The organism is Streptomyces griseus subsp. griseus (genome assembly GCF_000720255.1).
Taxonomy (GTDB): domain Bacteria; phylum Actinomycetota; class Actinomycetes; order Streptomycetales; family Streptomycetaceae; genus Streptomyces; species Streptomyces griseus_I.
Genome location: NZ_JOJE01000001.1, coordinates 238898 through 260127, shown reverse-complemented (window position 1 = coordinate 260127; position 21230 = coordinate 238898). Strand labels below are relative to the sequence as shown.

Annotated in this window: 21 protein-coding genes and 1 pseudogene; 10 read left to right on the top strand and 12 right to left on the bottom strand. The window is 71.5% G+C overall.

The genetic code is table 11. The features are described from left to right. Window positions 1-109: 109 nt before the first annotated feature. Window positions 110-295 carry a hypothetical protein gene (locus tag IG99_RS01195; RefSeq protein WP_199815431.1) on the top strand — a complete coding sequence of 62 codons (186 nt, stop codon included), beginning with the start codon at window positions 110-112 and terminating at the stop codon, window positions 293-295. 6 nt (window positions 296-301) lie between these two features. Here IG99_RS01195 and IG99_RS01190 read toward each other — a convergent pair whose 3' ends face one another. The 3 genes from IG99_RS01190 to IG99_RS01180 form a co-directional block, all read right to left on the bottom strand. Next, entirely contained in the window at window positions 302-2194 is a 1893-nt protein-coding gene (locus IG99_RS01190; protein WP_107055809.1) for an ABC transporter ATP-binding protein, read from the bottom strand. Between the two features lie 221 nt (window positions 2195-2415). Then, window positions 2416-2817: a hypothetical protein gene (locus tag IG99_RS01185; RefSeq protein ID WP_037669561.1), complete on the bottom strand. Its 402-nt coding sequence runs from the start codon at window positions 2815-2817 to the stop codon at window positions 2416-2418. 32 nt (window positions 2818-2849) lie between these two features. Continuing rightward, window positions 2850-3686 (bottom strand): ATP-binding protein, encoded by an 837-nt coding sequence (locus IG99_RS01180; protein ID WP_078947478.1) that lies wholly within the window; start codon window positions 3684-3686, stop codon window positions 2850-2852. A gap of 241 nt (window positions 3687-3927) precedes the next feature. Between IG99_RS01180 and IG99_RS01175 the strand changes: the two genes are divergently transcribed. The 3 genes from IG99_RS01175 to IG99_RS01165 all read left to right on the top strand — a co-directional run bounded on the left by IG99_RS01175 (window position 3928) and on the right by IG99_RS01165 (window position 5933). Further along, window positions 3928-4788, top strand: coding sequence for a helix-turn-helix domain-containing protein (locus IG99_RS01175; protein WP_037668648.1), 861 nt, complete (start codon window positions 3928-3930; stop codon window positions 4786-4788). After that, window positions 4789-5043, top strand: coding sequence for a DUF397 domain-containing protein (locus IG99_RS01170; RefSeq protein ID WP_037668646.1), 255 nt, complete (start codon window positions 4789-4791; stop codon window positions 5041-5043). It abuts the gene before it with no gap. Window positions 5044-5120: 77 nt separating this feature from the next. After that, the gene (locus IG99_RS01165) at window positions 5121-5933 is read left to right on the top strand and encodes an SAM-dependent methyltransferase (protein ID WP_037668644.1); all 813 of its coding nucleotides are present in this window, start codon (window positions 5121-5123) and stop codon (window positions 5931-5933) included. 183 nt (window positions 5934-6116) lie between these two features. Here IG99_RS01165 and pdxR read toward each other — a convergent pair whose 3' ends face one another. Continuing rightward, on the bottom strand, window positions 6117-7541 hold the full coding sequence (pdxR, locus tag IG99_RS01160) for a MocR-like pyridoxine biosynthesis transcription factor PdxR (protein WP_037669556.1): 1425 nt from the start codon (window positions 7539-7541) through the stop codon (window positions 6117-6119). Window positions 7542-7673: 132 nt separating this feature from the next. Between pdxR and IG99_RS44935 the strand changes: the two are divergent. Further along, window positions 7674-7951 (top strand): annotated as a pseudogene (locus IG99_RS44935) (carboxymuconolactone decarboxylase family protein). A 21-nt stretch (window positions 7952-7972) separates the two neighbouring features. Here the strand turns inward: IG99_RS44935 and IG99_RS01155 are convergent. The 3 genes from IG99_RS01155 to IG99_RS01145 form a co-directional block, all read right to left on the bottom strand. Next, entirely contained in the window at window positions 7973-9460 is a 1488-nt protein-coding gene (locus tag IG99_RS01155; RefSeq protein ID WP_037668641.1) for a glutamate synthase subunit beta, read from the bottom strand. 131 nt (window positions 9461-9591) lie between these two features. Continuing rightward, window positions 9592-10071, bottom strand: coding sequence for an anthrone oxygenase family protein (locus IG99_RS01150; RefSeq protein WP_037668639.1), 480 nt, complete (start codon window positions 10069-10071; stop codon window positions 9592-9594). A gap of 132 nt (window positions 10072-10203) precedes the next feature. Further along, window positions 10204-10905 (bottom strand): DUF2293 domain-containing protein, encoded by a 702-nt coding sequence (locus tag IG99_RS01145; RefSeq protein WP_037668637.1) that lies wholly within the window; start codon window positions 10903-10905, stop codon window positions 10204-10206. Between the two features lie 39 nt (window positions 10906-10944). Between IG99_RS01145 and IG99_RS01140 the strand changes: the two genes are divergently transcribed. After that, entirely contained in the window at window positions 10945-11604 is a 660-nt protein-coding gene (locus IG99_RS01140; RefSeq protein ID WP_199815430.1) for a nucleoside/nucleotide kinase family protein, read from the top strand. 130 nt (window positions 11605-11734) lie between these two features. Then, window positions 11735-12163 carry a CBS domain-containing protein gene (locus IG99_RS01135; protein WP_037668634.1) on the top strand — a complete coding sequence of 143 codons (429 nt, stop codon included), beginning with the start codon at window positions 11735-11737 and terminating at the stop codon, window positions 12161-12163. 25 nt (window positions 12164-12188) lie between these two features. On the opposite strand, the gene IG99_RS01130 is transcribed toward IG99_RS01135, so the two are convergent. Next, a complete protein-coding gene (locus IG99_RS01130) occupies window positions 12189-13316 on the bottom strand; it encodes a magnesium and cobalt transport protein CorA (protein ID WP_037668633.1) in 1128 nt (375 codons plus the stop codon). A 251-nt stretch (window positions 13317-13567) separates the two neighbouring features. Here IG99_RS01130 and IG99_RS01125 point away from each other — a divergent pair, with 251 nt between their 5' ends. After that, the gene (locus tag IG99_RS01125; RefSeq protein ID WP_037668631.1) at window positions 13568-14362 is read left to right on the top strand and encodes a methyltransferase; all 795 of its coding nucleotides are present in this window, start codon (window positions 13568-13570) and stop codon (window positions 14360-14362) included. Between the two features lie 52 nt (window positions 14363-14414). Here the strand turns inward: IG99_RS01125 and IG99_RS01120 are convergent, their stop codons facing one another. The 4 genes from IG99_RS01120 to IG99_RS01105 form a co-directional block, all read right to left on the bottom strand. Continuing rightward, window positions 14415-15347: a carbohydrate kinase family protein gene (locus IG99_RS01120; RefSeq protein WP_037668629.1), complete on the bottom strand. Its 933-nt coding sequence runs from the start codon at window positions 15345-15347 to the stop codon at window positions 14415-14417. Continuing rightward, entirely contained in the window at window positions 15344-16252 is a 909-nt protein-coding gene (locus IG99_RS01115) for a pseudouridine-5'-phosphate glycosidase (protein WP_037668628.1), read from the bottom strand. The genes IG99_RS01120 and IG99_RS01115 overlap by 4 nt, the downstream gene beginning before the upstream one ends. Window positions 16253-16376: 124 nt before the next feature. Continuing rightward, entirely contained in the window at window positions 16377-16931 is a 555-nt protein-coding gene (locus IG99_RS01110) for a methylated-DNA--[protein]-cysteine S-methyltransferase (protein WP_037668627.1), read from the bottom strand. 54 nt (window positions 16932-16985) lie between these two features. Then, a complete protein-coding gene (locus IG99_RS01105) occupies window positions 16986-17861 on the bottom strand; it encodes a glycerophosphodiester phosphodiesterase (RefSeq protein WP_037668626.1) in 876 nt (291 codons plus the stop codon). A gap of 281 nt (window positions 17862-18142) precedes the next feature. Here IG99_RS01105 and IG99_RS51885 point away from each other — a divergent pair, with 281 nt between their 5' ends. Beyond that, on the top strand, window positions 18143-19009 hold the full coding sequence (locus IG99_RS51885) for an MHYT domain-containing protein (protein WP_037668625.1): 867 nt from the start codon (window positions 18143-18145) through the stop codon (window positions 19007-19009). Window positions 19010-19049: 40 nt separating this feature from the next. After that, window positions 19050-21197: an excinuclease ABC subunit UvrB gene (uvrB, locus tag IG99_RS01095; protein WP_037668623.1), complete on the top strand. Its 2148-nt coding sequence runs from the start codon at window positions 19050-19052 to the stop codon at window positions 21195-21197. Window positions 21198-21230 lie beyond the last annotated feature (33 nt).

The following is a 21230-nucleotide window of genomic DNA, read 5'->3' as shown; positions in this document are numbered from 1 at the left end:
CACTGCGGTGAACGGGTGTCAACTACGTCTCAGTCGCGTCACCGTGCGAGGCGTTTCCCCCTCCCAGAGCGTTAACTCCTACAAGTACGACGCTTACTGGAGGTGCTGGATGGTGAACGGGCGAACCGTGCTCGAACGCTTTCCCGCAGGCGGGCCCCGCGGATCGTGGCCGGCGGAGGAGTTCGCGCACGCGCGGCGTCTCGAGGGACTGGCCGCCGAGGTCGTCATGGACCTCGCGACCGACACGTTCCTGGTGATCGTCCGAAGCGACGGCGTGGGAGACGCCGCGGCCTGACGCGGATCAGCCCGCCTCGGGCGCGGGCAGCTTCGTGGCGGGCGGCTTCGGCGCGGGCACCCTCGTCGAGAACTGCTCGGCCTGGAGCGAGTACAACTCCGCGTAGACGCCACCCCGGGCGAGCAGCTCGTCGGGTGTACCCGACTCCACGAGCCGGCCCTGGTCGAGGACGTGCACCAGGTCGGCGTGGCGCACGGACGCCAGCCGGTGGGTGATGAGGACCACCGTCTGGCCGGTGCCCGCCAGGGCGCGGATCTTCTCGAAAACCTCCAGCTCGGCCCGCGCGTCCAGGGCCGCGGTAGGTTCGTCCACGATCAGGATGCGTCCGCGCCGGTAGGCGGCGCGGGCGATGCCGAGCCGCTGCCACTGGCCGCCGGACAGCTCGTGTCCGCCGCTGAAGTTGCGGGCCAGCAGCGTGTCCAGACCGCGCGGCAGATCCGCGAGCACGTCCTGCGCGCCCGCCTCCGCGATCGAGGCCGCCAGGCGCTCCTCCGTCAGCGGCGCCGAGGAACGGCCGACCGCGATGTTCACCCTGGCCGTGAACGGCCAGCGCTTGAAGTCCTGCGCCACCATGGCGATGCGCTCCGCCAGCCGGTGCCGGTCCGCGGTCACCGCGTCCACGTCGTCCCACAGGATCCGCCCCCGGTCCGGCTTGTACAGCCCGGCGAGCAGCTTCACCAGGGTCGTCTTCCCCGAGCCGTTCTCCCCGACGAGCGCGATGATCCGGCCCAGGGGGAGGGTGAGGGACACGTCGTCGAGGGCGGGCCGGGCGCCGTCGCCCGGATAGCTGAACGAGACCTTCTCGAAGCGGATCTCCCGCGGCTCGTCCGGCAACGCGTCCCCGCCGACCGGGATGGCCCGCTCGGCCGCCTCCTTGTACAGGCGCTGCAGATCGCCCACGAACAGGGCCTCCTCGTGCAGCTGGTTGACCTCCAGAACGAGGCTGTCCAGGCTGCCGGAGCCGGTGCGGATCGCGATCACGGCCGTGCCCGCGACCGACAGCGCCATCGCGCCCGCCAGCAGCAGCCCGCCGAGCGTCGCGTAGGTCGCCACCGTCGCCAGGCCCGTCCAGGCCGCCGCGATCAGCCCCGTGCGCGCCGCCAGCCGCGCCAGCCGGGCCTGCTCCGCCTCCGCCGTCTCCGACATGGCGCGGAAATGGCGCAGCAGGAACGGGCCGACCCCGTGCAGCCGGATCTCCGGAGCGGCCGCCGGTTCGGTGAGCAGGCCGCTGAGCAGATAACCGGCGCGGGCGTGCTGCACCCAGGTGTGGAAGGACTCGTAGCGGCGCCGGGCGTTCGTCAGGGCGCTCCACGCGCTCGGCAGCGTCATCGTCACCAGCAGCGGAAGCAGCGCCGGGTGCAGCACGGTCAGCACGCTCGCGGCCGCGACCAGCGAGATCATCGCGTTCACCAGACGGGTCGCGTGAGCGATCATGCGCCGGGCGGAGGAGGCCCCGTACTGCGCGGTGTCCAGCAGCTTGTGGAAGGCGTGGTCCTCGATCGCCGACAGCTCCACGGCCGCCGCCCGCTCCAGATACCGTTCCGTCGCCACCCGCTCCACCACAGGTTCCAGGCGTCCGGTGGCGTATGTCGACGCGGCCCGCAGCAGTGTCTCGACCAGCATCACCACGGCCACCGTGACCAGCGCGGGGACCGCCTCGCGCAGCCGGGCCTCGATCGAGCCGCCGGTCACCAGCCGGCCGAGGGCGCTGTTGACCGCGAGCAGACTCACCGCCTGCGCCACGCCCCGGCCCGCCTCGGCGGCCAGGACGACCCGCGCGGCCCGCGGGTCCGCCTGCCGGGCGAGCCGGAAACTGGAGGCGAGCAGCGAGGGAAGGCGGGTGATCATGGCGCGGAAGTTCAGCTCCAGGAACGCGTCCGCGTGCTGGTTCCATCCCATGTCGTAGCGCAGCGGCCCGCCGAACAGCAGCCGCTCCGACTCGGACACCTCTGGCTGGTCCGCCTGGCCTTTCCCGGACACTGACGACCTCCCGCGACCGTGGACGAACGGCCACTATCGCGGGGCGCTCCGAGTCGCGGCAGGGCGCGAGCGGGGGTCGGGGTGAGCGCGCGGGCGCACGCTCCCGTGTGAGGGGTTGCCGGGGGCCTACGGCGGAGGGCTCACGCGCTGACCGGGCGGGACCAGGTCGGGGTCGTGCCCGTCAGTCGGCACAGCGCCAGGTAGAGGGGTATCGGCGGAGTGTACGGAACCGAGCCGTCCGGTCGGTGGATGAGGCCGGGGGCGTGGGGCGAGTCGGGGACGACCGCCCCGATCACGTACCGGGCGGGGGCCGGCCACTCCAACGCGTGGTCGGAGTCCGAAGGAACGATCCACCACCAGTGCGTCTCGTCGGCGTACACGCATCCGACACGAGGCAGCCGAGGCATCAGCATCGGGCCGAGGTGGGCGGGCACCGCCACCGCGTCGCAGCCCAGCGGGGCCGTCATACCGTCGGGCATGGCCAGTCGGCGGGTGCTCTCGGCAGGGCGCAGTGCGCGCGTCGTCCGTACCAGCGTGTCCATGCTGAGAGGCGGAGCCTGGCCGGAGGCGGCGCTCACGCCCTGCCCCGCTCTCGGCCGGGATCGGCGGCGTCCTGCGCGCTCGGAGAGATCAGAGCGGCCGGAGCGGTCGTCGAGTTCGGCGCGTCCGGGGACGGGGCCGGAGCGTCCTCGGACGCGCGGTGCGCCTGGCGGGCCGGACCGGTGCCGTCGCCCGAGCCGTCGGACGGGCCGCCGGGCTTCGGACGGGTACCCCAGCCCAGATCGTTGCTGGGCTCGTCGTGATCGCCGTCGGGGGAGGGCCTGACCTCGGCGCAGTGGTCGATGTCGGCCCAGGCGTCGATGCCGGCGGCGGGGTCCGCGTCGTCGACGGGGTCGGCCGTGCGCGGCAGCTCGGCCCAGACGAGCAGTCCGGGCCCGTGTTCCTGGGCGCCCCAGGCGTGACAGAGGGCGTCGACGAGGAGCAGCCCCCTCCCGTGCTCCTCCTCGGCCCGCTGCGGGGACGGGTGGGGCTCACCAGGAGTGCAGCCCTCGTCACGCACGGCTATGCGCACCATGTCGTCGCCGTCGTTCAGCTCACAGACGACGACGTTGCTCGCGGTGTGGACGATCGCGTTGGTGACCAGTTCGGTGACGACCAGAGCGGCCGTGTCGCAGGTGTCCTCGCATATGGACCAGCCGGTCAGCCGGGCCCTCGTCAGGCGTCTGGCCTGCGCGGGAGAACCCGGGTGTGCGGCCAGCTCGAAACGGAACCGGCGCTCGACAGCGACCCTTTCGGGGCCCACCGCCGGGGCGGCACCGAGACCGAGGGGGCGGCCTGCGGCGGCGTCTGTTCCTAAGGGCGCGGACGGAATCACGCTTGCCACTATCGCCCCGCCGTGAACACTTGGCAAGTGTCACTCTGAAAATTGCAGAGTGCTGTGTGACGCGGTGGAAGGCCGTGGCACACTGCTCGCAACAGCATGTGACGCGGCGCCAGTTGGGATCGCCGGAGATCCGCACGGATCTTCGAACGGGTCTTCGAATGGCGCCGTATCAGTGTCAGCAGTCTGTGTCGATACGTCGCCACCGGGCCGACCGGGCGCCAACGCCCCGGTGCAGCCGGGCTGTCAGGGTTCTTCGTGGAGGTGGAGCGTGAGTGAACCGCGGTCCGCGCCGACGGTCGGACAGGTCGTCCTCGGCCGGCGCCTGCTGGATCTGCGGGAGCGCGCCGGGCTCAAGCGCGAGGAGGCCGCCCGCATACTGCGTGTCGCGCCCGCCACCGTCCGTCGTATGGAGATGGCCGAGGTCGCGCTCAAGATCCCCTATCTCCAGCTGCTGCTGAAGGCCTACGGCGTCTCCGACCATGAGGCCGACTCCTTCGTCCAGCTGGCCGAGGAGGCCAACCAGCCCGGCTGGTGGCAGCGCTTCCACGACGTCCTGCCCGGCTGGTTCTCGATGCACGTCAGCCTCGAGGGGGCGGCCGCCCTCATCCGACAGTACGAACCCCACTTCGTGCCGGGCCTGTTGCAGACCGAGGACTACGCGCGCGGGGTGCTGACCTCCGGAGCCGTCGGGCAGACCCGGCCGGAGGACATCGAGGGCCTCGTAGAACTGCGCATGCAACGCCAGGAACTGCTCACTCGGCAGGGCGCGCCCCGGCTCTGGGTCGTGATGGACGAGACCGTGCTGCGCCGCCCCGTCGGCGGCCCGGAGGTGATGCGCGCCCAGATCGACAAACTGCTCGACATCACGAAGCTGTCCAACGTGACCGTCCAGGTCGCCCCGTTCGCCAGCGGGCCGCACCCCGGCACGTACGGACCCTTCGTGCTGTTCCGATTCGCCATGCCCGAACTTCCGGACATGGTCTACAGCGAGTACCTGACCGGCGCCGTCTATCTGGACGGCCGCACCGAGGTGGCGACCCACCTCGAGGTCATGGACCGCATGGCGGCGCAGGCCGCTACTGCACATCGCACGAAGGAGATCCTCCGGGATCTCCGCAAGGAGCTGTGAATGGATCGCATCAAGCCGCGCAAACAGGTCTACAACGGCATGCCCGCGCGTGACTTGGGCAGCGAAGGCTGGCACAAGCCGTGGAGCGGCGGTAACGGCGGGAACTGTCTGGAGGCGATGAAGCTCGCCGACGGCAGGATCGCCGTCCGCCAGTCCACCGACCCGGACGGTCCCGCGTTGATCTACACCACCGACGAGATGACGGCCTTCATCCAGGGAGCGAAGGCGGGAGAGGCGGACTTCCTGCTGTCCTGACGTGATTGCCGCTTCTTTTCTGAACTTCCTTATTGTGGTGCTGAATTGATCACCCTTTGTGTCTTATGGAGTGCCTCATGACCGGGCTGGACCCGAACGCGGCCGCAGAGATCGACACCAGCAGACCGCATCCCGCACGGATGTACGACTGGTATCTCGGCGGCAAGGACAACTACCCCGTCGATGAGGCGATGGGCCGGCAGATGCTCGCCCTCGACCCCCGCGTGCCCGTGATGGCACGAGTCAACCGCGCGTTCATGCACCGGGCCACCCGCTGGCTCGCCAAGAACGGCGTACGGCAGTTCCTGGACGTCGGCACGGGCATCCCGACCGAGCCGAACCTGCACCAGGTGGCCCAGCAGATCGCGCCCGACGCCCGCGTCGTCTACTGCGACAACGACCCGATCGTGCTCGCCCACGCGGCAGCGCTGCTGCGCAGCACGCCTGCGGGCGTCACCGAGTACCTCCAGGCCGACGTGCGCGATCCGGCCGCCATCGTGGACGGGGCCCGGAAGGTCCTGGACTTCTCCCGGCCCGTGGCCCTCTCCCTGGTCGCGTTGCTGCACTTCATCTCGGACGAGGACGGAGCGCACGAGCTCGTCGACCGGCTGCTGTCCGAACTCCCGTCAGGCAGCTACCTGATGATGACCCACGCCACCGCCGACTTCACTCCGGAGGAGTCGGCCGCGGCGACGGAGAAGCTGAAGGCCGCCGGCGTCACCCTGGCGCTGCGCTCCCGCGACGAGTTCGGCCGGTTCTTCGAGGGACTCGAACTGGTCGAGCCGGGGGTCGCCGTGGTCCACGAGTGGCACCCGGACCTCGGCGAGCCGATCCCGGGCCAGGACGACGGGGTGATCCCGGGGTACGGGGCGGTGGGGCGCAAGGCGTAGGGGGCAGGACGCGGCGGGCGCGGCGCGGGCGCGCGGGCGCCGGCACGGGGACGGGCGGTGGCGCCGGCGCGGGGGGCGGGCGGTGGCGCCGGCGCGGGGGCGGGCGATAGTGGTGGCGCGGGGGCAGGTGGTGGTGGCGGGCGCCATCGGCGCCCGCCGCGCGGTACCCAGCTGCCCCTCCGCCTACGGCCGGCGTGGCGGCAGCGTGGCGCACAGCGCTTCGAGTGCCGCCGCGTACGCGTGTTCCGCGGGGGTCGCGTACCCCACCACCAGCCCGTCGCGCACTGCCATGTCCGTCTCCGGGTGACGAAACGCGGCCAGGCCGTCCAGGGCCACGCCCTGGCCGGTGGCCGCCTCGACGGCGGACGGCTCGGTGCCGGGCGGCAGCCGCAGCACCGCGTGCAGTCCGGCCGCGATCCCGGCGACCTCGATGTGCGGCGCCTGGTCGGCCAGTGCCGCGACCAGCCGGTCCCGGCGGACCCGGTACCGCTGGCGCATGCGCCGCACATGACGGTCGTAGGCACCGGAGACGATGAAGTCCGCAAGACTCAGCTGGTCGAGGGCGCTCGCCCACGCCTCCCGCTCGCCCTTGGCATCGAGGACGCCGGCGACGTACCGCTGCGGCAGGACCATCCACCCCAGGCGCAGCGCCGGTGACAGGCTCTTGCTGACGGAGCCGATGTGGATCACCCGCTCGGGGTCGAGGCCCTGGAGCGCGCCGACGGGCTTGCGGTCGTAGCGGAACTCGCCGTCGTAGTCGTCCTCGATGATCACTCCGTCACGTGCGCGTGCCCAGTCGATCACCGCCGCCCTGCGCATGGGGTGCAGCGGGCCGCCGGTCGGGAACTGGTGCGCCGGCGTGAGGAGTACGGCCCGCTCGCGCCCCAACCGCTCGACCCTCGCCCCGTGTTCGTCCAGGGGGAGGGGTACGGTCCGTACGCCCGCCTCCGCGAGCAGTCCCCGGTGGAAGCCCAGGCCGTACGCCTCCACGGCGAGCGGGCCGCGCAGCACCCGGCCCCCGAAGAGCAGGCGCAGCGCGTGCGCGAAGCCCGAGCAGACGACGATCCGGCCCGGCTCCGTACGGACGCCACGCGCGCGTGCCAGGTACTCGGTGAGGGCCTCCCGCAACTCGGTCCGGCCGGCCGGGTCGCCGGGGCCGAACACCTGGTTGGGGGCCTTCTGGAGCGCCCGTCGGTAGGAGGTGGCCCAGGCGGACCGCGGGAACGACGACGCGTCCGGGGTGCCCTGACGCAGGTCGTGGCGCGGCGCACGCGCGTGTGGGGGTGCGCCGGGCGTCTTGGGGATGCGCGCGGGCGGGCGCAGGGGTTCCGCACGCGCGGCGACCCGGGTGCCCGAGCCCTGACGCGCGGTGAGCCAGCCCTCGGCGACGAGTTCCGCGTAGGCGTCCGACACCGTGTTGCGGGCGAGGCCCAGGTCGGCGGCGAGCGAGCGGTAGGGCGGCAGCCGGGTGCCGGGCGCGAGCCGCCCGCTGCGCACGGCATCGCGCAGCGCCCGGATGAGCGCGGCCCGCCGGCCGCCCGGACCGTCCAGTTCCAGATGCAGGTCTGCGCCGACGCGCTCCGCTGAATTGACCCATGACTCTGTCATCGACATGCACCCTAGCGGGGGTCTTTCGCGGCCGTAGGTTGAACGCATGACGGCAACGGCGGCGGCGACGGCAACGGCGGCGACGACGCTCACGCCGGGACGGCCCCGCCTCGCTTCGCGAAATCCGCCCCGATGGCCTTCCGCGCCCTCATCAATTTCGACGAGGCGGCTCGTCGGGGTGTCGACCCGGCCCTCGTCGAACTGATCCAGATCCGCGCCTCGCACCTCAACCACTGCGCGTACTGCCTGTATCTGCACGCCAACGAGGCGCGCAAGGCCGGCGAGAGCGAGGACCGGCTGCACATGGTGCCCGTCTGGCGGCAGGCCCGGTACTTCTTCGCGCGATCAACACCTGGAACCGCCTGGCCCTGGCCACGCCGAGGGCGGCCGGCACGGACCAGCGCCGCTGATCACCGGCCTGCCTTCTGTCCTCACACGGTCATCGGCCGGTCGTGCGCCGTTATCGGCGCCGGTAGCCGTGAACTCCCCGTCAGATGACGGTCGACCGCCGCGGCCACCGCCCGCCCCTCCGCGATCGCCCACACGATCAGCGACTGGCCGCGCCCGGCGTCACCGGCGACGAACACGCCCGGCACGTTCGTGGCGAAGCCGGCGTCCCGGGTGATCGTGCCACGCGGCTCCAATTCGAGCCCCAGCTGATCGATGAGCCCGTCTTCGCGGTCGGGCCCCGAGAAGCCCAGGGCGAGCAGCACCAGGTCGGCGGGGAGCGCCCGCGCGGTGCCCGGCTTCGGGCGCCGTCCCGCGTCCACCTCGACCAGGTGCAGCGACCGCACATGCCCGTCCGCCTCCCCGGTGAAGCGGAGCGTGGACGCCGCGAACAGCCGCGCGTCGGCGTCCGCCGCCGGTGCGGTCCGCAGGTCGCCGGCCTCCTCATGCGCGGCCGACAGCCGGTAGATCTTCGGGTACGTCGGCCAGGGCTCCGCGTCCTCGTCGCGCTCCGCGTCCGGCTGGGCGTAGATGTCGAGCTGGGTCACGGACGCGGCGCCGTCGCGCACCGCCGTCCCCAGACAGTCCGCCCCGGTGTCCCCACCGCCCACGATGACCACGTGCTTCCCGGCAGCGGACATCGGCGAGACCTCCAGGTCGCCCTCACACACCCGGTTGGCCAGCGGCAGATACTCCATCGCCTGGTGTATTCCGGCCAACTCCCGCCCTGGCACGGGAAGTTCCCGCCACGCCGTCGCGCCGGTGGCGATCACCACGGCGTCGTACCGGGCGCGCAGCTCGGCTGCCCCGACGTCCCGCCCCACCGCCGTCGAGGTACGGAACTTGGTCCCCTCCGCGCGCATCTGCTCGATCCGCCGTTCCAGATGCCGCTTCTCCATCTTGAACTCGGGGATGCCGTACCGCATGAGCCCGCCGAGCCGGTCGGCCTTCTCGTACACGGCGACGGTGTGGCCGGCACGGGTCAGCTGCTGCGCCGCGGCGAGCCCCGTCGGTCCGGAACCGATGACCGCGACCGTGCGTCCCGAGAGCCGGTCCGGGGGCCGGGGCGGCGCGAACCCGTCCTCCCAGGCCCGGTCGGCGATCGCGCACTCGACGTTCTTGATGGTGACAGCGGGCTGGTTGATGGCGAGCACGCAGCCGGCCTCGCACGGCGCCGGACACAACCGCCCGGTGAACTCCGGGAAGTTGTTCGTGGCGTGCAGCCGGTCGCTCGCCCTCTGCCAGTCCTCCCGGGAGACCAGGTCGTTCCACTCGGGGATCAGGTTGCCGAGCGGGCAGGCGTCGTGGCAGAACGGGATGCCGCAGTCCATACAGCGGTCGGCCTGCTTGCTGATGATGGGCAGCAGTGCCCCGGGGACGTACACCTCGTCCCAGTCCCGGACCCGCTCCTCGACCGGCCGACGGGGCCAGTCCTGGCGCGGTGTGGTCATGAATCCCTTGGGATCGGCCATGGCCGTCTTCCTTGCGTACGCGTACGACGGGCTGCCGAGCGTCATCGGGCGGCACTCTCCCGGCCACGATACGTCCCACCGGCCGTAGACGCAGGAGGCCGGTCACCATTGAGAAAGAGCTTTCTGCCGGGTCAGGTGAGCGCCAGGACGAAGAAGAGCGCGGCGGACGCGGAGGCGACCGTACGGAGGTGGTTCCACGCCGTCCACTGCCGCACGTACGCGGGCCAGTAGGCGGCCGCCTCCGCGGTGACCGGGTCCAGCTTCATCAGCGCGTCGTTGCGGGGCACGTTGCCGACGACGGTGACCCCGAACGCGCCGGCCAGGTACAGCCCGCTGCCCAGCAGCAACTCCACCGCTCCGTCGTCCGGCCACAGCACGAACGTCACCACCGCGGTCACCGCGCACAACCCCGCCGATCCCAGGAACACGATCATGAACGCCGGTCCCAGGGCCGCCCTGTTGATCGCGTTCATCGCGGCGACGCCCTGGGCGGGAGGCAGCGCCGCGAGCCCTCTCATCACGAAGGCGGAGAAGGCGCAGAAGACGCCGGCCACCAACCCGGTCCCGAGCGCGCCCAGCACCGCCAGCACGGCATACGGTTCGTCGTTCATGTCGCTCCCGCTCCCGCTCCCACTCCCACTGCCACTCCCATGTCCGGCCGGGATCTTTCCGGTTCTCTCCGGGCTCCGCTCCGGCGGGCCGCATCCGGCGGGCCGCATCCGGCGGGCCACATCGGACGGGCTTCATCCGGCGGGGCCGATCCCCCTCTCCCAGCCCCATCCCCGCAGCACGGCCTCCACTCCCGGCGCGATCCGCCGTCGCGCCTCGTGCCGTGGCAGCCCGCTCATCAGCAGCTGGTCGTACGGCGTGTCCAGATGCCGTGCCGAGGCCACGACCGCCGACACCACCGCGACCTCGGACAGCGCCCGCCCAGCGGCACTGCGCCCGACTCGCCCGCTGCCCCGCGCCGAGGCGTGCGCCGCGATCGCCCGGGCCCGGTCCTCGGGGCAGCCGGGAAGCAGCCGCCGTATCTCCGCCGCGAACGCCTCCATGAACCGCGCGTCCTGCGCCGCCCGCCGACGAGCGTCCCTGGCCCGCCGCCGTCGACGAGCCTCCGCGTCCGCGAGGCACCGCTCCTCGGCCCGCGTCAGCCCCGCCTCCTCCACGAGGACGCCTTGCCGCTCGTAGCGCCCCTTGCGCCGGTTGAAGCGCACGACCACCGCCGACAGCGTGCTCTCCTCCCGCGATCTGCGGGTCAGTGCCGTGTCCCCGCGTGGCAGGAACACCAGGTGGCCGAGATCGGCGCAGTCCAGACACCGCGGCGCACCGTCCTCCAGGAGGAGCAGCGGCAGCGGCCCCCGACGGCAGTCGGCGCAGTGTTTCCTCCTGATCGGCTGGATGACGAGAAGCCCGGTGCGGGGCGGGGGAGTAGCGAGGGCTGCCATACCGGGTTCATTCCCCTTCACGGGCGGGGAACCAGGATCATGGACGGTGTGCGATTCGAAGCGATCACCTGGGACCGGCTCGGCGACCTCCTCGCCGAGCGGCTGCTCGACCTGAAGCCGGCCGACGACAGCCCCTGGCCGCGCATCGCCTTCGACGGTGCCCCGGCGGCCCGCCCCGGAGACCTCGCGGCGCTGGTCGCCGAGGCCCTCCGTCTGCGCGGCCGGCCCTCGCTGACCGTCGACACACACGGCTTCCTGCGCCCGGCCTCGCTCCGGCTGGAATACGGCCACCAGGACGTCGAGGCCTATTACAACGGCTGGTTCGACACCGGCGCCCTCTGGCGTGAGGTGTTCGGCCCCCTCGAAGCCGGGGGCGACGGGCGGATCCTGCCCGACTTCTGGGATCCCGCCACCGACCGCGCCACGCGCAGCCCCTACTCCCGACTCCCGCCCGGCGGTTTCCTCCTGCTGCACGGTCCCCTCCTGTTGCGCCACTGGTTCCCCTTCGACCTGACGGTCCACGTCCTCCTCTCCTCGGGCGCCCTGCGCCGCCGCACCCCCGAGACCGACCACTGGACCCTCCCCGCCTTCGCCCGCTACGAGCGGGAGACCGACCCGGCAGGCACGGCGGACGTCCTCGTACGGGCGGACGATCCCCGGCATCCGGCGTGGGGCGGGCTGCCCGGGGCGGCGGACTGAGTCCTGGGGGTACCGCAGTGTCGGGGGTGTGGCCCCGGGTGCACCGACCCCCGGCGACGGCGAGAATGAAGGGCGACGGGAACAGCGGTGCGCCCGCGCCGCGCCGGCCGCCCGGCACCGGAGGTGTCCCATGACCACCGCCCGAGACATCATGCACCGCGGTGCCCAGTGGATCCCCGCCCACGAAACCCTGGACCGGGCCGCCGAGCTCATGCGCGACCTGAACGTCGGCGCCCTGCCCATCAGCGACCAGAACGAACGGCTCTGCGGCATCCTCACCGACCGCGACATCGTCGTCGGCTGCGTGGCCCTCGGACACGACCCCGCCAAGACGACCGCCGGTGAGCTGGCCCAGGGCACCCCCCGCTGGATCGACGCGGACGCCGACGTCAGTGAGGTTCTCCACGAGATGCAGGAGCACCAGATCCGCCGGCTGCCCGTCATCGAGGACAAGCGCCTGGTGGGCATGATCAGCGAGTCCGACCTCGCCCAGCACCTGACGGAGGACCAGATCGGCTCCTGGGCCGAGAGCGTCTACGCCAGGACCGCCCCGCACTGAAACCGGTCCCCGGCCGTGCGGCCGGTCAGAGCCAGCCGTTGCGCCGGAAGCCGCGGTGGAGCACCAGACAGGCGACGGATATCACCCCGATGACCATGCCGTATCCGTACCGCCAGTGGAGTTCGGGCATGTGCTTGAAGTTCATGCCGTACACCCCGCACACCATCGTCGGTACGGCGACGATCGCGGCCCACGCCGTGATCTTCCGCATGTCCTCGTTCTGCGCGACCGTGACCTGAGCCAGGTGCGCCTGCAGGATCGAGTTCAGTAGTTCGTCGAAGGCGGCGATCTGCTCCGTGGCCCGCAGCAGATGGTCGGAGACATCGCGGAAGTACGCCTGTATCTCCGGCTCGACCGCCCGGGTGGGCCGTTCGGACAGCTCTTTGAGCGGGCGGCCGAGCGGCACCACCGCCCGCTTCAGCTCCAGCAGTTCCCGCTTGAGCTGGTAGATACGGCCCGGGTCGGCCCGTGCGCCGTTCTCCGCGAAGACGTCCGTCTCGACCTGGTCGATGTCCGCCTGCACCGCGTCGATGACGTCGAGGTAGTCGTCGACCACATGGTCCGCGATCGCGTGCAGTACAGCCGACGGGCCCTTGGTGAGCTGGCCCGGATCCGACTCCAGCTCCTCGCGCAGCGGACCCAGCGAGCCGTGCCGGCCGTGCCGCACCGTGATGGCGAAGTCGCGGCCGACGAACACCATGATCTCGCCGGTGTTCACCACCTCGCTCGTCGCGGTCAGCTCCTCGTGCTCGACGTAGCAGACCGTCTTGAACACGGCGAACAGAGTGTCGCCGTACCGCTCCACCTTCGGACGCTGGTGGGCCTCGATCGCGTCCTCGACCGCCAGGGGATGCAGGTCGAAGAGCTCGGCGATGCCTGCGAACTCCTGGTCCGTGGGTTCGTGGAGACCGAGCCACACGAAGCCGTCGCCGCTCTTGCGGACCCGCTCCACCGTGTCGACCAGGTCGCCGCCGGCCGGGTCCCGGACACCGTCCCGGTAGGTCACGCAGTTCACCACCGACGAGCCCAGCGGGGACCTGGCGGGGTGGCTCAGGTCGACCCGCGGGCGTCGCCGGGCCAGCCGTGCCACCTTGCGGAGGCCGCCGACCCCGCCGAGGCCGGTGACCTTCCGCAGATTCCCTGCCATGGACATCTGGATCTCCTTGCGTGACTCTCCTCGCACCGCATTCCCTGCCTGCCGCGCCAGTTTGCCAGGCCGACGTAGGTGCCGGGTAAGCCTGTGGAAACGGAACATTCCGCTTTGTTCCCGGCTGTGGACAACGGGACCACCAGGGCCTCCCGCGACCGCCCTGTTCTGTCCTGCCGAGGCGCCCCCCGTGTCCTGCTGGAGCGTCGACCGCGTCGACCGCGTCGGACAAGGCGGGCAGCTGGGATGATCGCGGCATGACGCGATCCGACGGGTACCTCCTCGACAACCGCCAGACCGAGGCGGCAGAGCGTTTCACCGCCTTCGCCACCCTCTTCGATCCCACGACCTTCCGGTACCTCGAGGGCTTCGGCGTCGGCTCCGGCTGGCGTTGCTGGGAGGTCGGCGCCGGCGGCACCTCGGTGGTGTCCTGGCTCGCCAAGAAGGTCGGGCCGACCGGCAAGGTCGTCGCGACCGACATCGACACCTCACGGCTGACCCCCGCCGCCCGGCCGCCGGTCGAGGTCCGCGTCCACGACGTCGGCGCGCAGGAGCCGCCGGGGGAGGGCTTCGACCTGGTGCACGCCCGGCTCGTCCTGGTTCACGTACCCGACCGGGACCGGGCGTTGCGGTCCATGGTGAAGGCCCTGCGCCCCGGCGGACGCATCCTGATCGAGGACGCCGACCCTGCCCTTCAGCCGCTGACCTGCCCCGACGAGTACGGCCCCGAGCAGCAGCTCGCGAACCGGCTGCGCCAGGGCTTCCGCCGACTGCTCTCCGACCGCGGCGCCGACCTGGCGTACGGCCGCAGACTGCCGCGTCTGCTGCGGGAGGCGGGGCTGCGCGACGTCACGGCCGACGCCTGGTTTCCCCTCGCCTCGCCCGCCTGCGCGGCCCTGGAGTCCGCGACGATCCGTCAGATCCGTGGCGATCTGGTCGCCGCCGGCCTGGCCACGCAGGAGGACATCGACCGCCACCTCGCCAACGTGGCGTCCGGCACCATGGACCTGGCCACGGCCCCGATGATCTCGGCCTGGGGGCGGAAGGTGTGAGCGAGCCGGAGGCAGCCGGGCAAGCACCGCAGTGTTGATCAGACGGTGCCCGTCATGTCGCCGCGGGAGGACGGCCGCCCACCCGTTCCACCGCGTGTGCCCCCGCTCTGCATCCCTCCGCCGCCGCGTCCTGCGGTTCGCCGCCCGCGAGCAGCGTGGCGATGAACGCGCCGGTGAAGGCGTCACCGGCCCCCGTGGTGTCCCTGGGCGTCGTCGGCCGGGCGGAGACTCGGGTGAGCACGGCGCCGTCGCGAGCCACGAGCGCACCGTCCGCGCCCTGCTTGGTGACCACCAGCGGAATGTGCCGACTGAGCCGGACGGCGGCGTCCGCCGTATCCGGCAGACCCGTCAGCAGACACGCCTCGTCACGGCTGGGCAGGAGGACCTCGACCCCGTCGACGAGCGCCAGGAAACGGTCGACCCCCAGCTCCACCAGGAAACCCGCCGAGGCCGGGTCCAGACTCACCGGCACCCTACGCGCGCGGGCCGCTCTCAGGGCCTCCGCCACTAGTGCCCGGCCGGTGGCGGAGAACAGCAGGTAGCCCGACAGGTGAAGCCAGACGACCCCGTCGAGCATCGCATCGGACCAGTCCCTGGGCTCCAGCCTCAGGGACGCGCCGCTGTCCGTGAGGAACGTCCGCTCGGCCGAGGCGTCCGTGTCGACCATGCAGACCACCGTGCCGGTCGGTGCCTCCGGGTCCCTGACCAGAAGCGGTCGCACCCCGCAGGCGACCAGCTCCCGCTCGTGCCACACCGCGCTGTCGCTGCCCACCCGGCCGAGCAGGCGTACGTCCGTCCACCCCCAATGTGCGGCCCAGCACGCCATATTGGCGCCCGCCCCGCCCGGCAGGGTCCGGATGGTGGCGGCGGTGTCGGTGCCCCGCGCGAGCGGCCCGCGGTGCCGGGCGACGACGTCCGTCACCACGTCCCCGACGACCAGCAGCGCACCGCCCTGGCGCGGCGCGCTGTCGCGCCGCACGGTCATGCGCCGGCCCAGGCCGCCGCGATCCGCCCCGCCAGCCGTACGTTGCCGCGCACCGCCGCCAGATTCGCGCTCAGCGAGGCACCGTCGGTGTGCCGCACCAGGTAGTCCAGGAGGAACGGTGTGACCGCCTGGCCGGTGACCCCCTCCGCCTCGCACGCGTGCAGCGCGTCGGCGAGGACACGCGCGTGCAGGCCGGGATCGAGCTGCTCCTCCTCCGGAACCGGGTTGGCGACGATCAGCGCCGACTCCGGCACGTCCAACGTGTCCTGCGCCCGCATCACCTCCGCCGCCTGCTCCGGCGTGTCCAGCCTCCACTCCACGGGATGTCCGGAGTCGGACAGGTAGAAGCCGGGGAAGCGGTCCGTGCCGTAGCCGGCCACCGCGACGCCGAGCGTCTCCAGACGCTGCAGGGTCGCCGGGACGTCCAGGATCGACTTCACGCCCGCGCACACCACAGTGATCCGCGTCCGCGCGAGAAGACCCAGGTCGGCCGACTCGTCCTGCGTCACCGTCCACTCCCGGTGCACCCCGCCGAGACCGCCGGTGGCGAACACCCGGACCCCAGCCAGCGCCGCCAGCAGCGCGGTCGCCGACACCGTCGTCGCCCCGCTCGCCCCGGAGGCCACCGCGAGCGGCAGGTCACGATGGCCCAGCTTGCGGATGCCGTCCTCGTTCGCGATCCGATCCAATTGGTCCTTGTCCAGGCCGACATGGGGCCGCCCGTCCAGTACGGCGATGGTCGCCGGTACGGCCCCCTCCTGCCGTACCGCCGCCTCCAGTTCCTCCGCCACCCGCAGGTTGCGCGGGCGCGGCAGCCCGTGCGCGATGATCGTGGACTCCAGGGCCACCACGGGGCGACGCGCGTCGAGCGCCTCCCGCACCTCTTCCGACACCACCAGCACCACGCGCCTGCCTCCTGTCCCTCGTCTTCCCTCATCCCTGGCGAGCGGCGCGCCCGGTCAAACCCGTGCGAGCTGTGGGGGAGGACACCAGCCCGCGACGCATGCCGGGCCGTCGGGCGCGGCCACCTCAGAAGAGCGGCTCGGGCAGGACACCCTCAAGGGCGAGCAACTGCCGCTTGGTCTCCAGACCGCCACCGAAGCCGCCGATGCCGCCGCCGCTCTCCACGACCCGGTGACAGGGCACGACGACCGGCAGCGGGTTGGACCCCATGGCCACGCCCACCGCCTGGGCGGCCCCCGGCTGACCCACCCGGCCGGCCAGCTCGCCGTACCCGACGACCGTGCCGCACGGAACGCCGGAGGCCAGCTCGCGCAGCACCTCCCGGTTGAAGCCGGAGATCAGCGACCAGTCCAGCGGCAGTTCGAAGTCACGCCGCCGCCCCGCGAAGTACGCCTCGACCTGACGTATCGCCTCGGCCAGCAACGGCGAGCCGGGCGCCTCGACGGGCGCGGTGCCCAACCGGGACGCGAGCCGGTCCAGCGCCTTGTCGCGCACGGCGTCCGTGGCGTGGAAGACGACGTTGACCAGCCCCTCGCGGGTCGCGGCAAGCATCAGCGGGCCGATGTCGGTGGGGACGACGGCCCACACGACCTGCTGCTCGTACTTCCCATTGCTGTCCATGGCCCCACCGTACGACTCGCCGCTGACAACGCCCGACCCTGGAACCGGGGCCCGTCAGGCTCCTGACATCAGCGCCTCCCGCACCACGTCCGGCTTGTTGGTGATGATGCCGTCGACGTCGTAACCCGCGACGGCCCGGGTCGTGTCCGCGTCGTTGACGGTCCAGGTGAAGACCTCCACCGGCCTCCCGTGCGGCCCGGTGAAGGCGTGGACCGCCGAGACGTACCCCTTGGAGATGGAGCTGTACGACGGATTGACCTGATCGGCGAACTCGGCGTACTCGGGGAGGTCCGTCACGGACGGCGTACCGAGGAAGCCGGTCTTGACGCCGGGCTTCAGCTCGTGGACCGTGCGCACGCTGTCCGCGCTGAAGCTCTGGACGATCAGCCGGTCGGCGAGGTGCCACGGGTCGAGCCAGCCCTCGTTGCCGAGCAGCTTGAGGGTCTGCCGTTCGATGCCGGGATACAGCTCGGGGTTCTTGACCTCCAGGAGCAGCTTCTGGTGGTGGCGCTCGACCCGCTCCACGTACTGCTCCAGCGTCGGCACACGCACGCCCGCGTACGCGGGGCCGAACCAGCTGCCCGCGTCGAGGCGCGCGATCTCGGCGGTGGTGAAGTCCTTCACCTTCCAGGGCGCACGGTCCGGGAAGACCTCCTCGACGTTCGTGGTGCGCCGGAGACTGTCGTCGTGGATCACCACGAGCTCGCCGTCCCGGGTGCGCTGGACGTCGTTCTCCACCCACGCGACGCCCAGCTCGGCCGCCTTGTCGACGGCGGCCAGTGTGTTCTCGGGCGCGAGCGCGGAAGCGCCCCGGTGTGCGATGACGGTAGGACGTGTGGTGACGCCCGCCCGGGCGTGGGGGGCGGGGAGCAGGAGGGCGGCGGTACCCAGGAGCGCGGTGGTCGTGGCCGCAACTGCGCGCGCGTGCATGCGTACTCCTCGCGTCTGATGATCACGGACAGCTCAACTGTGACAGCAGACGGTCAACGGCGGAGGGGCACGGGATGGCCACAGAAGGAACGGAGTTTTCCAAGCCCGCACACTGGTGCCGCACATGTGCGGCAAGGAAGTGTTTCTTTGCCGGAAAATCGTTCGACCATTCCGGTGGGGGTCATACTCTCTTTCGTCAACCCTGGCCGCTCGTGCGGTCCTGGCAGGGGACTCATTCCAGGGGTTTCCGGAACACAACAGGGCGGGAAGGGCAGTCGCGGATGCAGGGCACGGTCGACGGATTCAGCTACGGCCTCGTCACACCACTGGTGGCCTACGTCATGGCCTGCCTCGGTGGTGCGCTCGGTCTGCGCTGCACCACCCGGGCCCTGCTCGTCACGCACTCCTGGCGGCCCGGCTGGCTCGCCCTCGCCTCGGCCGCGATCGGCTCCGGCATCTGGACCATGCACTTCGTCGCGATGATGGGCTTCACCGTCGAAGGGGCGCCGATCCACTACGACAAGCCGACGACGTACGCGAGCCTCGGCGTCGCCATCCTGATGGTGGGCGTCGGGATCTTCATCATCGGCTACAAGGGCGCCACGGGAACGGCCCTGTTCACCGGCGGCACCATCACCGGTCTGGGCATCGCCTCGATGCACTACCTCGGCATGGCCGGCCTGCGCCTGAACGGAACGCTCGAGTACAACACCCTCACCGTCGCCGCGTCCGTCGTCATCGCCATGGTGGCCGCGACCACTGCCCTGTGGTCGGCCGGACAGGTCAGAGGACTTCTGTGGAGCGTGGGCGCGAGCCTCGTCATGGGGCTGGCCGTCAGCGGCATGCACTACACCGGCATGGCCGCCCTGTCCGTCCACGTCCACGCCACGGGCGGGCCCGGCACGGGAGACTCGCCCGCCGGGCTGCTCGCGCCGATGCTGATCGGCCCGCTCGCCTTCCTCTGCCTGGCGGGCGTCGTGGTGCTCCGCGACCCGCTGATGGTCCTGGGCAAGCCGAACTGGGCCCCCGTCGAGCACAAACCGGGTGTACCGGCGCACACCCCGGTCCACCACTCCGCCCGGCCCGCCCCCCTGCGTCCCCGGGGGAAGGTCGGTCACAGGGAGTCCCGCACCCCGCAGAACCGCTGATCGGCCCCGGTTGTCAGTGGCGGGTCGTACGGTGGATTCCATGCGGCCCGTTTCCCACATCGAACGCACGGTGGCGCCCTTCGAGGTCGTCAGCCCCTACCAGCCCAGCGGCGACCAGCCGACGGCCATCGCCGACCTGGCCCGACGCATCGAGGCCGGTGAGAAGGACGTCGTCCTGCTGGGCGCGACCGGCACCGGAAAGTCCGCCACCACCGCGTGGATGATCGAGAAGCTCCAGCGCCCCACCCTGGTGATGGCGCCGAACAAAACGCTGGCCGCCCAGCTGGCGAACGAGTTCCGCGAGCTGCTGCCGAACAACGCCGTCGAGTACTTCGTCTCGTACTACGACTACTACCAGCCCGAGGCGTACGTCCCGCAGTCGGACACCTACATCGAGAAGGACTCCTCGATCAACGAGGAGGTCGAACGCCTGCGTCACTCCGCGACCAACTCCCTCCTCACGCGGCGCGACGTCGTCGTGGTGGCCTCCGTCTCCTGCATCTACGGCCTCGGTACCCCGCAGGAGTACGTGGACCGCATGGTGCCCCTCCGGGTCGGCGACGAGATCGACCGGGACGAGATGCTGCGCCGCTTCGTCGACATCCAGTACACCCGCAACGACTTGGCGTTCACCCGCGGCACCTTCCGCGTCCGGGGGGACACCATCGAGATCTTCCCGGTCTATGAGGAGCTCGCCGTCCGCATCGAGATGTTCGGCGACGAGATCGAGGCCTTGTCGACGCTCCACCCGCTCACCGGCGAGATCATCAGCGACGACGAGCAGCTGTACGTGTTCCCGGCCTCCCACTACGTCGCCGGTCCCGAGCGCCTGGAGCGGGCCGTCAACGACATCGAGAAGGAGCTGGGGGAGCGCCTGGCCGAGCTGGAGAAGCAGGGAAAGCTCCTGGAGGCCCAGCGCCTGCGGATGCGCACGACGTACGACATCGAGATGCTCCGCCAGATCGGATCCTGCTCCGGCGTCGAGAACTACTCGATGCACTTCGACGGCCGCTCACCCGGCTCACCGCCGAACACCTTGCTCGACTACTTCCCGGACGACTTCCTCCTCGTCATCGACGAGTCCCACGTCACCGTTCCGCAGATCGGCGCCATGTACGAAGGCGACGCCTCCCGCAAGCGCACCCTCGTCGATCATGGCTTCCGGCTGCCCTCCGCCCTCGACAACCGGCCTCTCAAGTGGGAGGAGTTCCAGGAGCGGATCGGGCAGACCGTCTATCTGTCGGCGACGCCCGGAAAGTACGAGCTCTCGCGCGGCGACGGCGTCGTCGAGCAGATCATCCGCCCCACCGGACTCATCGACCCGGAGGTCGTCGTCAAGCCCACCGAGGGGCAGATCGACGACCTGGTCCACGAGATCCGCACGCGGGTCGAGAAGGACGAGCGCGTCCTGGTCACCACGCTCACCAAGAAGATGGCCGAGGACCTCACGGACTACTTCCTGGAACTCGGCATCCAGGTGCGCTACCTGCACAGCGACGTCGACACGCTGCGCCGCGTCGAGCTGCTGCGTGAACTGCGCGCCGGCGAGTTCGACGTCCTGGTCGGCATCAACCTCCTCCGAGAGGGCCTCGACCTGCCCGAGGTGTCCCTGGTCGCGATCCTCGACGCCGACAAGGAGGGCTTCCTGCGCTCGGGCACCTCGCTGATCCAGACCATCGGCCGCGCGGCGCGCAACGTCTCCGGACAGGTCCACATGTACGCCGACAAGATCACCCCCGGCATGGAGCGGGCCATCGAGGAGACCAACCGCCGCCGCGAGAAGCAGACCGCCTACAACACGGCGAAGGGCATCGACCCGCAGCCGCTCCGCAAGAAGATCAACGACATCGTCGCCCAGATCGCCCGTGAGGACGTCGACACCGAGCAGCTGCTCGGCTCGGGCTACCGCGCGAAGAAGGACGGGCGCGGCACCAAGGCCCCGGTGCCCTCCCTCGGCGACAAGGCGGCCAAGGGCGCGAAGTCCGCGAAGCCCGCCAAGGGCAAGGCGAAGGCGACCGTGCCGACCGACCGTCCGGCGGCCGAACTCGCCGAGCAGATCGAGGAGCTGACGGAGCGCATGCGCGCCGCCGCAGCCGACCTCCAGTTCGAGATCGCGGCCCGTCTGAGGGACGAGGTCTCCGAAATGAAGAAGGAGCTCCGCCAGATGCGGGAAGCGGGCCTGGCCTGACCTTCCGTCCCGCCGGACCCAGGCGTAGCGCGC

Bases quoted from the DNA above. Each gene is read 5' to 3' on its own strand.
- IG99_RS01130 (WP_037668633.1), bottom strand. From the start codon at position 13,316: ATGTCCATGGCAGGGAATCTGCGGAAGGTCACCGGCCTCGGCGGGGTC.
- IG99_RS01120 (WP_037668629.1), bottom strand. From the start codon at position 15,347: ATGACCGTGCGGCGCGACAGCGCGCCGCGCCAGGGCGGTGCGCTGCTG.
- IG99_RS01110 (WP_037668627.1), bottom strand. From the start codon at position 16,931: ATGGACAGCAATGGGAAGTACGAGCAGCAGGTCGTGTGGGCCGTCGTC.
- IG99_RS01135 (WP_037668634.1), top strand. From the start codon at position 11,735: ATGACCACCGCCCGAGACATCATGCACCGCGGTGCCCAGTGGATCCCC.
- IG99_RS01150 (WP_037668639.1), bottom strand. From the start codon at position 10,071: ATGAACGACGAACCGTATGCCGTGCTGGCGGTGCTGGGCGCGCTCGGG.
- pdxR (WP_037669556.1), bottom strand. From the start codon at position 7,541: ATGACAGAGTCATGGGTCAATTCAGCGGAGCGCGTCGGCGCAGACCTG.
- IG99_RS01170 (WP_037668646.1), top strand. From the start codon at position 4,789: ATGGATCGCATCAAGCCGCGCAAACAGGTCTACAACGGCATGCCCGCG.
- IG99_RS01125 (WP_037668631.1), top strand. From the start codon at position 13,568: ATGACGCGATCCGACGGGTACCTCCTCGACAACCGCCAGACCGAGGCG.
- uvrB (WP_037668623.1), top strand. From the start codon at position 19,050: ATGCGGCCCGTTTCCCACATCGAACGCACGGTGGCGCCCTTCGAGGTC.
- IG99_RS01145 (WP_037668637.1), bottom strand. From the start codon at position 10,905: ATGGCAGCCCTCGCTACTCCCCCGCCCCGCACCGGGCTTCTCGTCATC.
- IG99_RS01190 (WP_107055809.1), bottom strand. From the start codon at position 2,194: ATGGGATGGAACCAGCACGCGGACGCGTTCCTGGAGCTGAACTTCCGC.
- IG99_RS01185 (WP_037669561.1), bottom strand. From the start codon at position 2,817: ATGGACACGCTGGTACGGACGACGCGCGCACTGCGCCCTGCCGAGAGC.
- IG99_RS01155 (WP_037668641.1), bottom strand. From the start codon at position 9,460: ATGGCCGATCCCAAGGGATTCATGACCACACCGCGCCAGGACTGGCCC.
- IG99_RS01165 (WP_037668644.1), top strand. From the start codon at position 5,121: ATGACCGGGCTGGACCCGAACGCGGCCGCAGAGATCGACACCAGCAGA.
- IG99_RS01140 (WP_199815430.1), top strand. From the start codon at position 10,945: ATGGACGGTGTGCGATTCGAAGCGATCACCTGGGACCGGCTCGGCGAC.
- IG99_RS51885 (WP_037668625.1), top strand. From the start codon at position 18,143: ATGCAGGGCACGGTCGACGGATTCAGCTACGGCCTCGTCACACCACTG.
- IG99_RS01195 (WP_199815431.1), top strand. From the start codon at position 110: ATGGTGAACGGGCGAACCGTGCTCGAACGCTTTCCCGCAGGCGGGCCC.
- IG99_RS01105 (WP_037668626.1), bottom strand. From the start codon at position 17,861: ATGCACGCGCGCGCAGTTGCGGCCACGACCACCGCGCTCCTGGGTACC.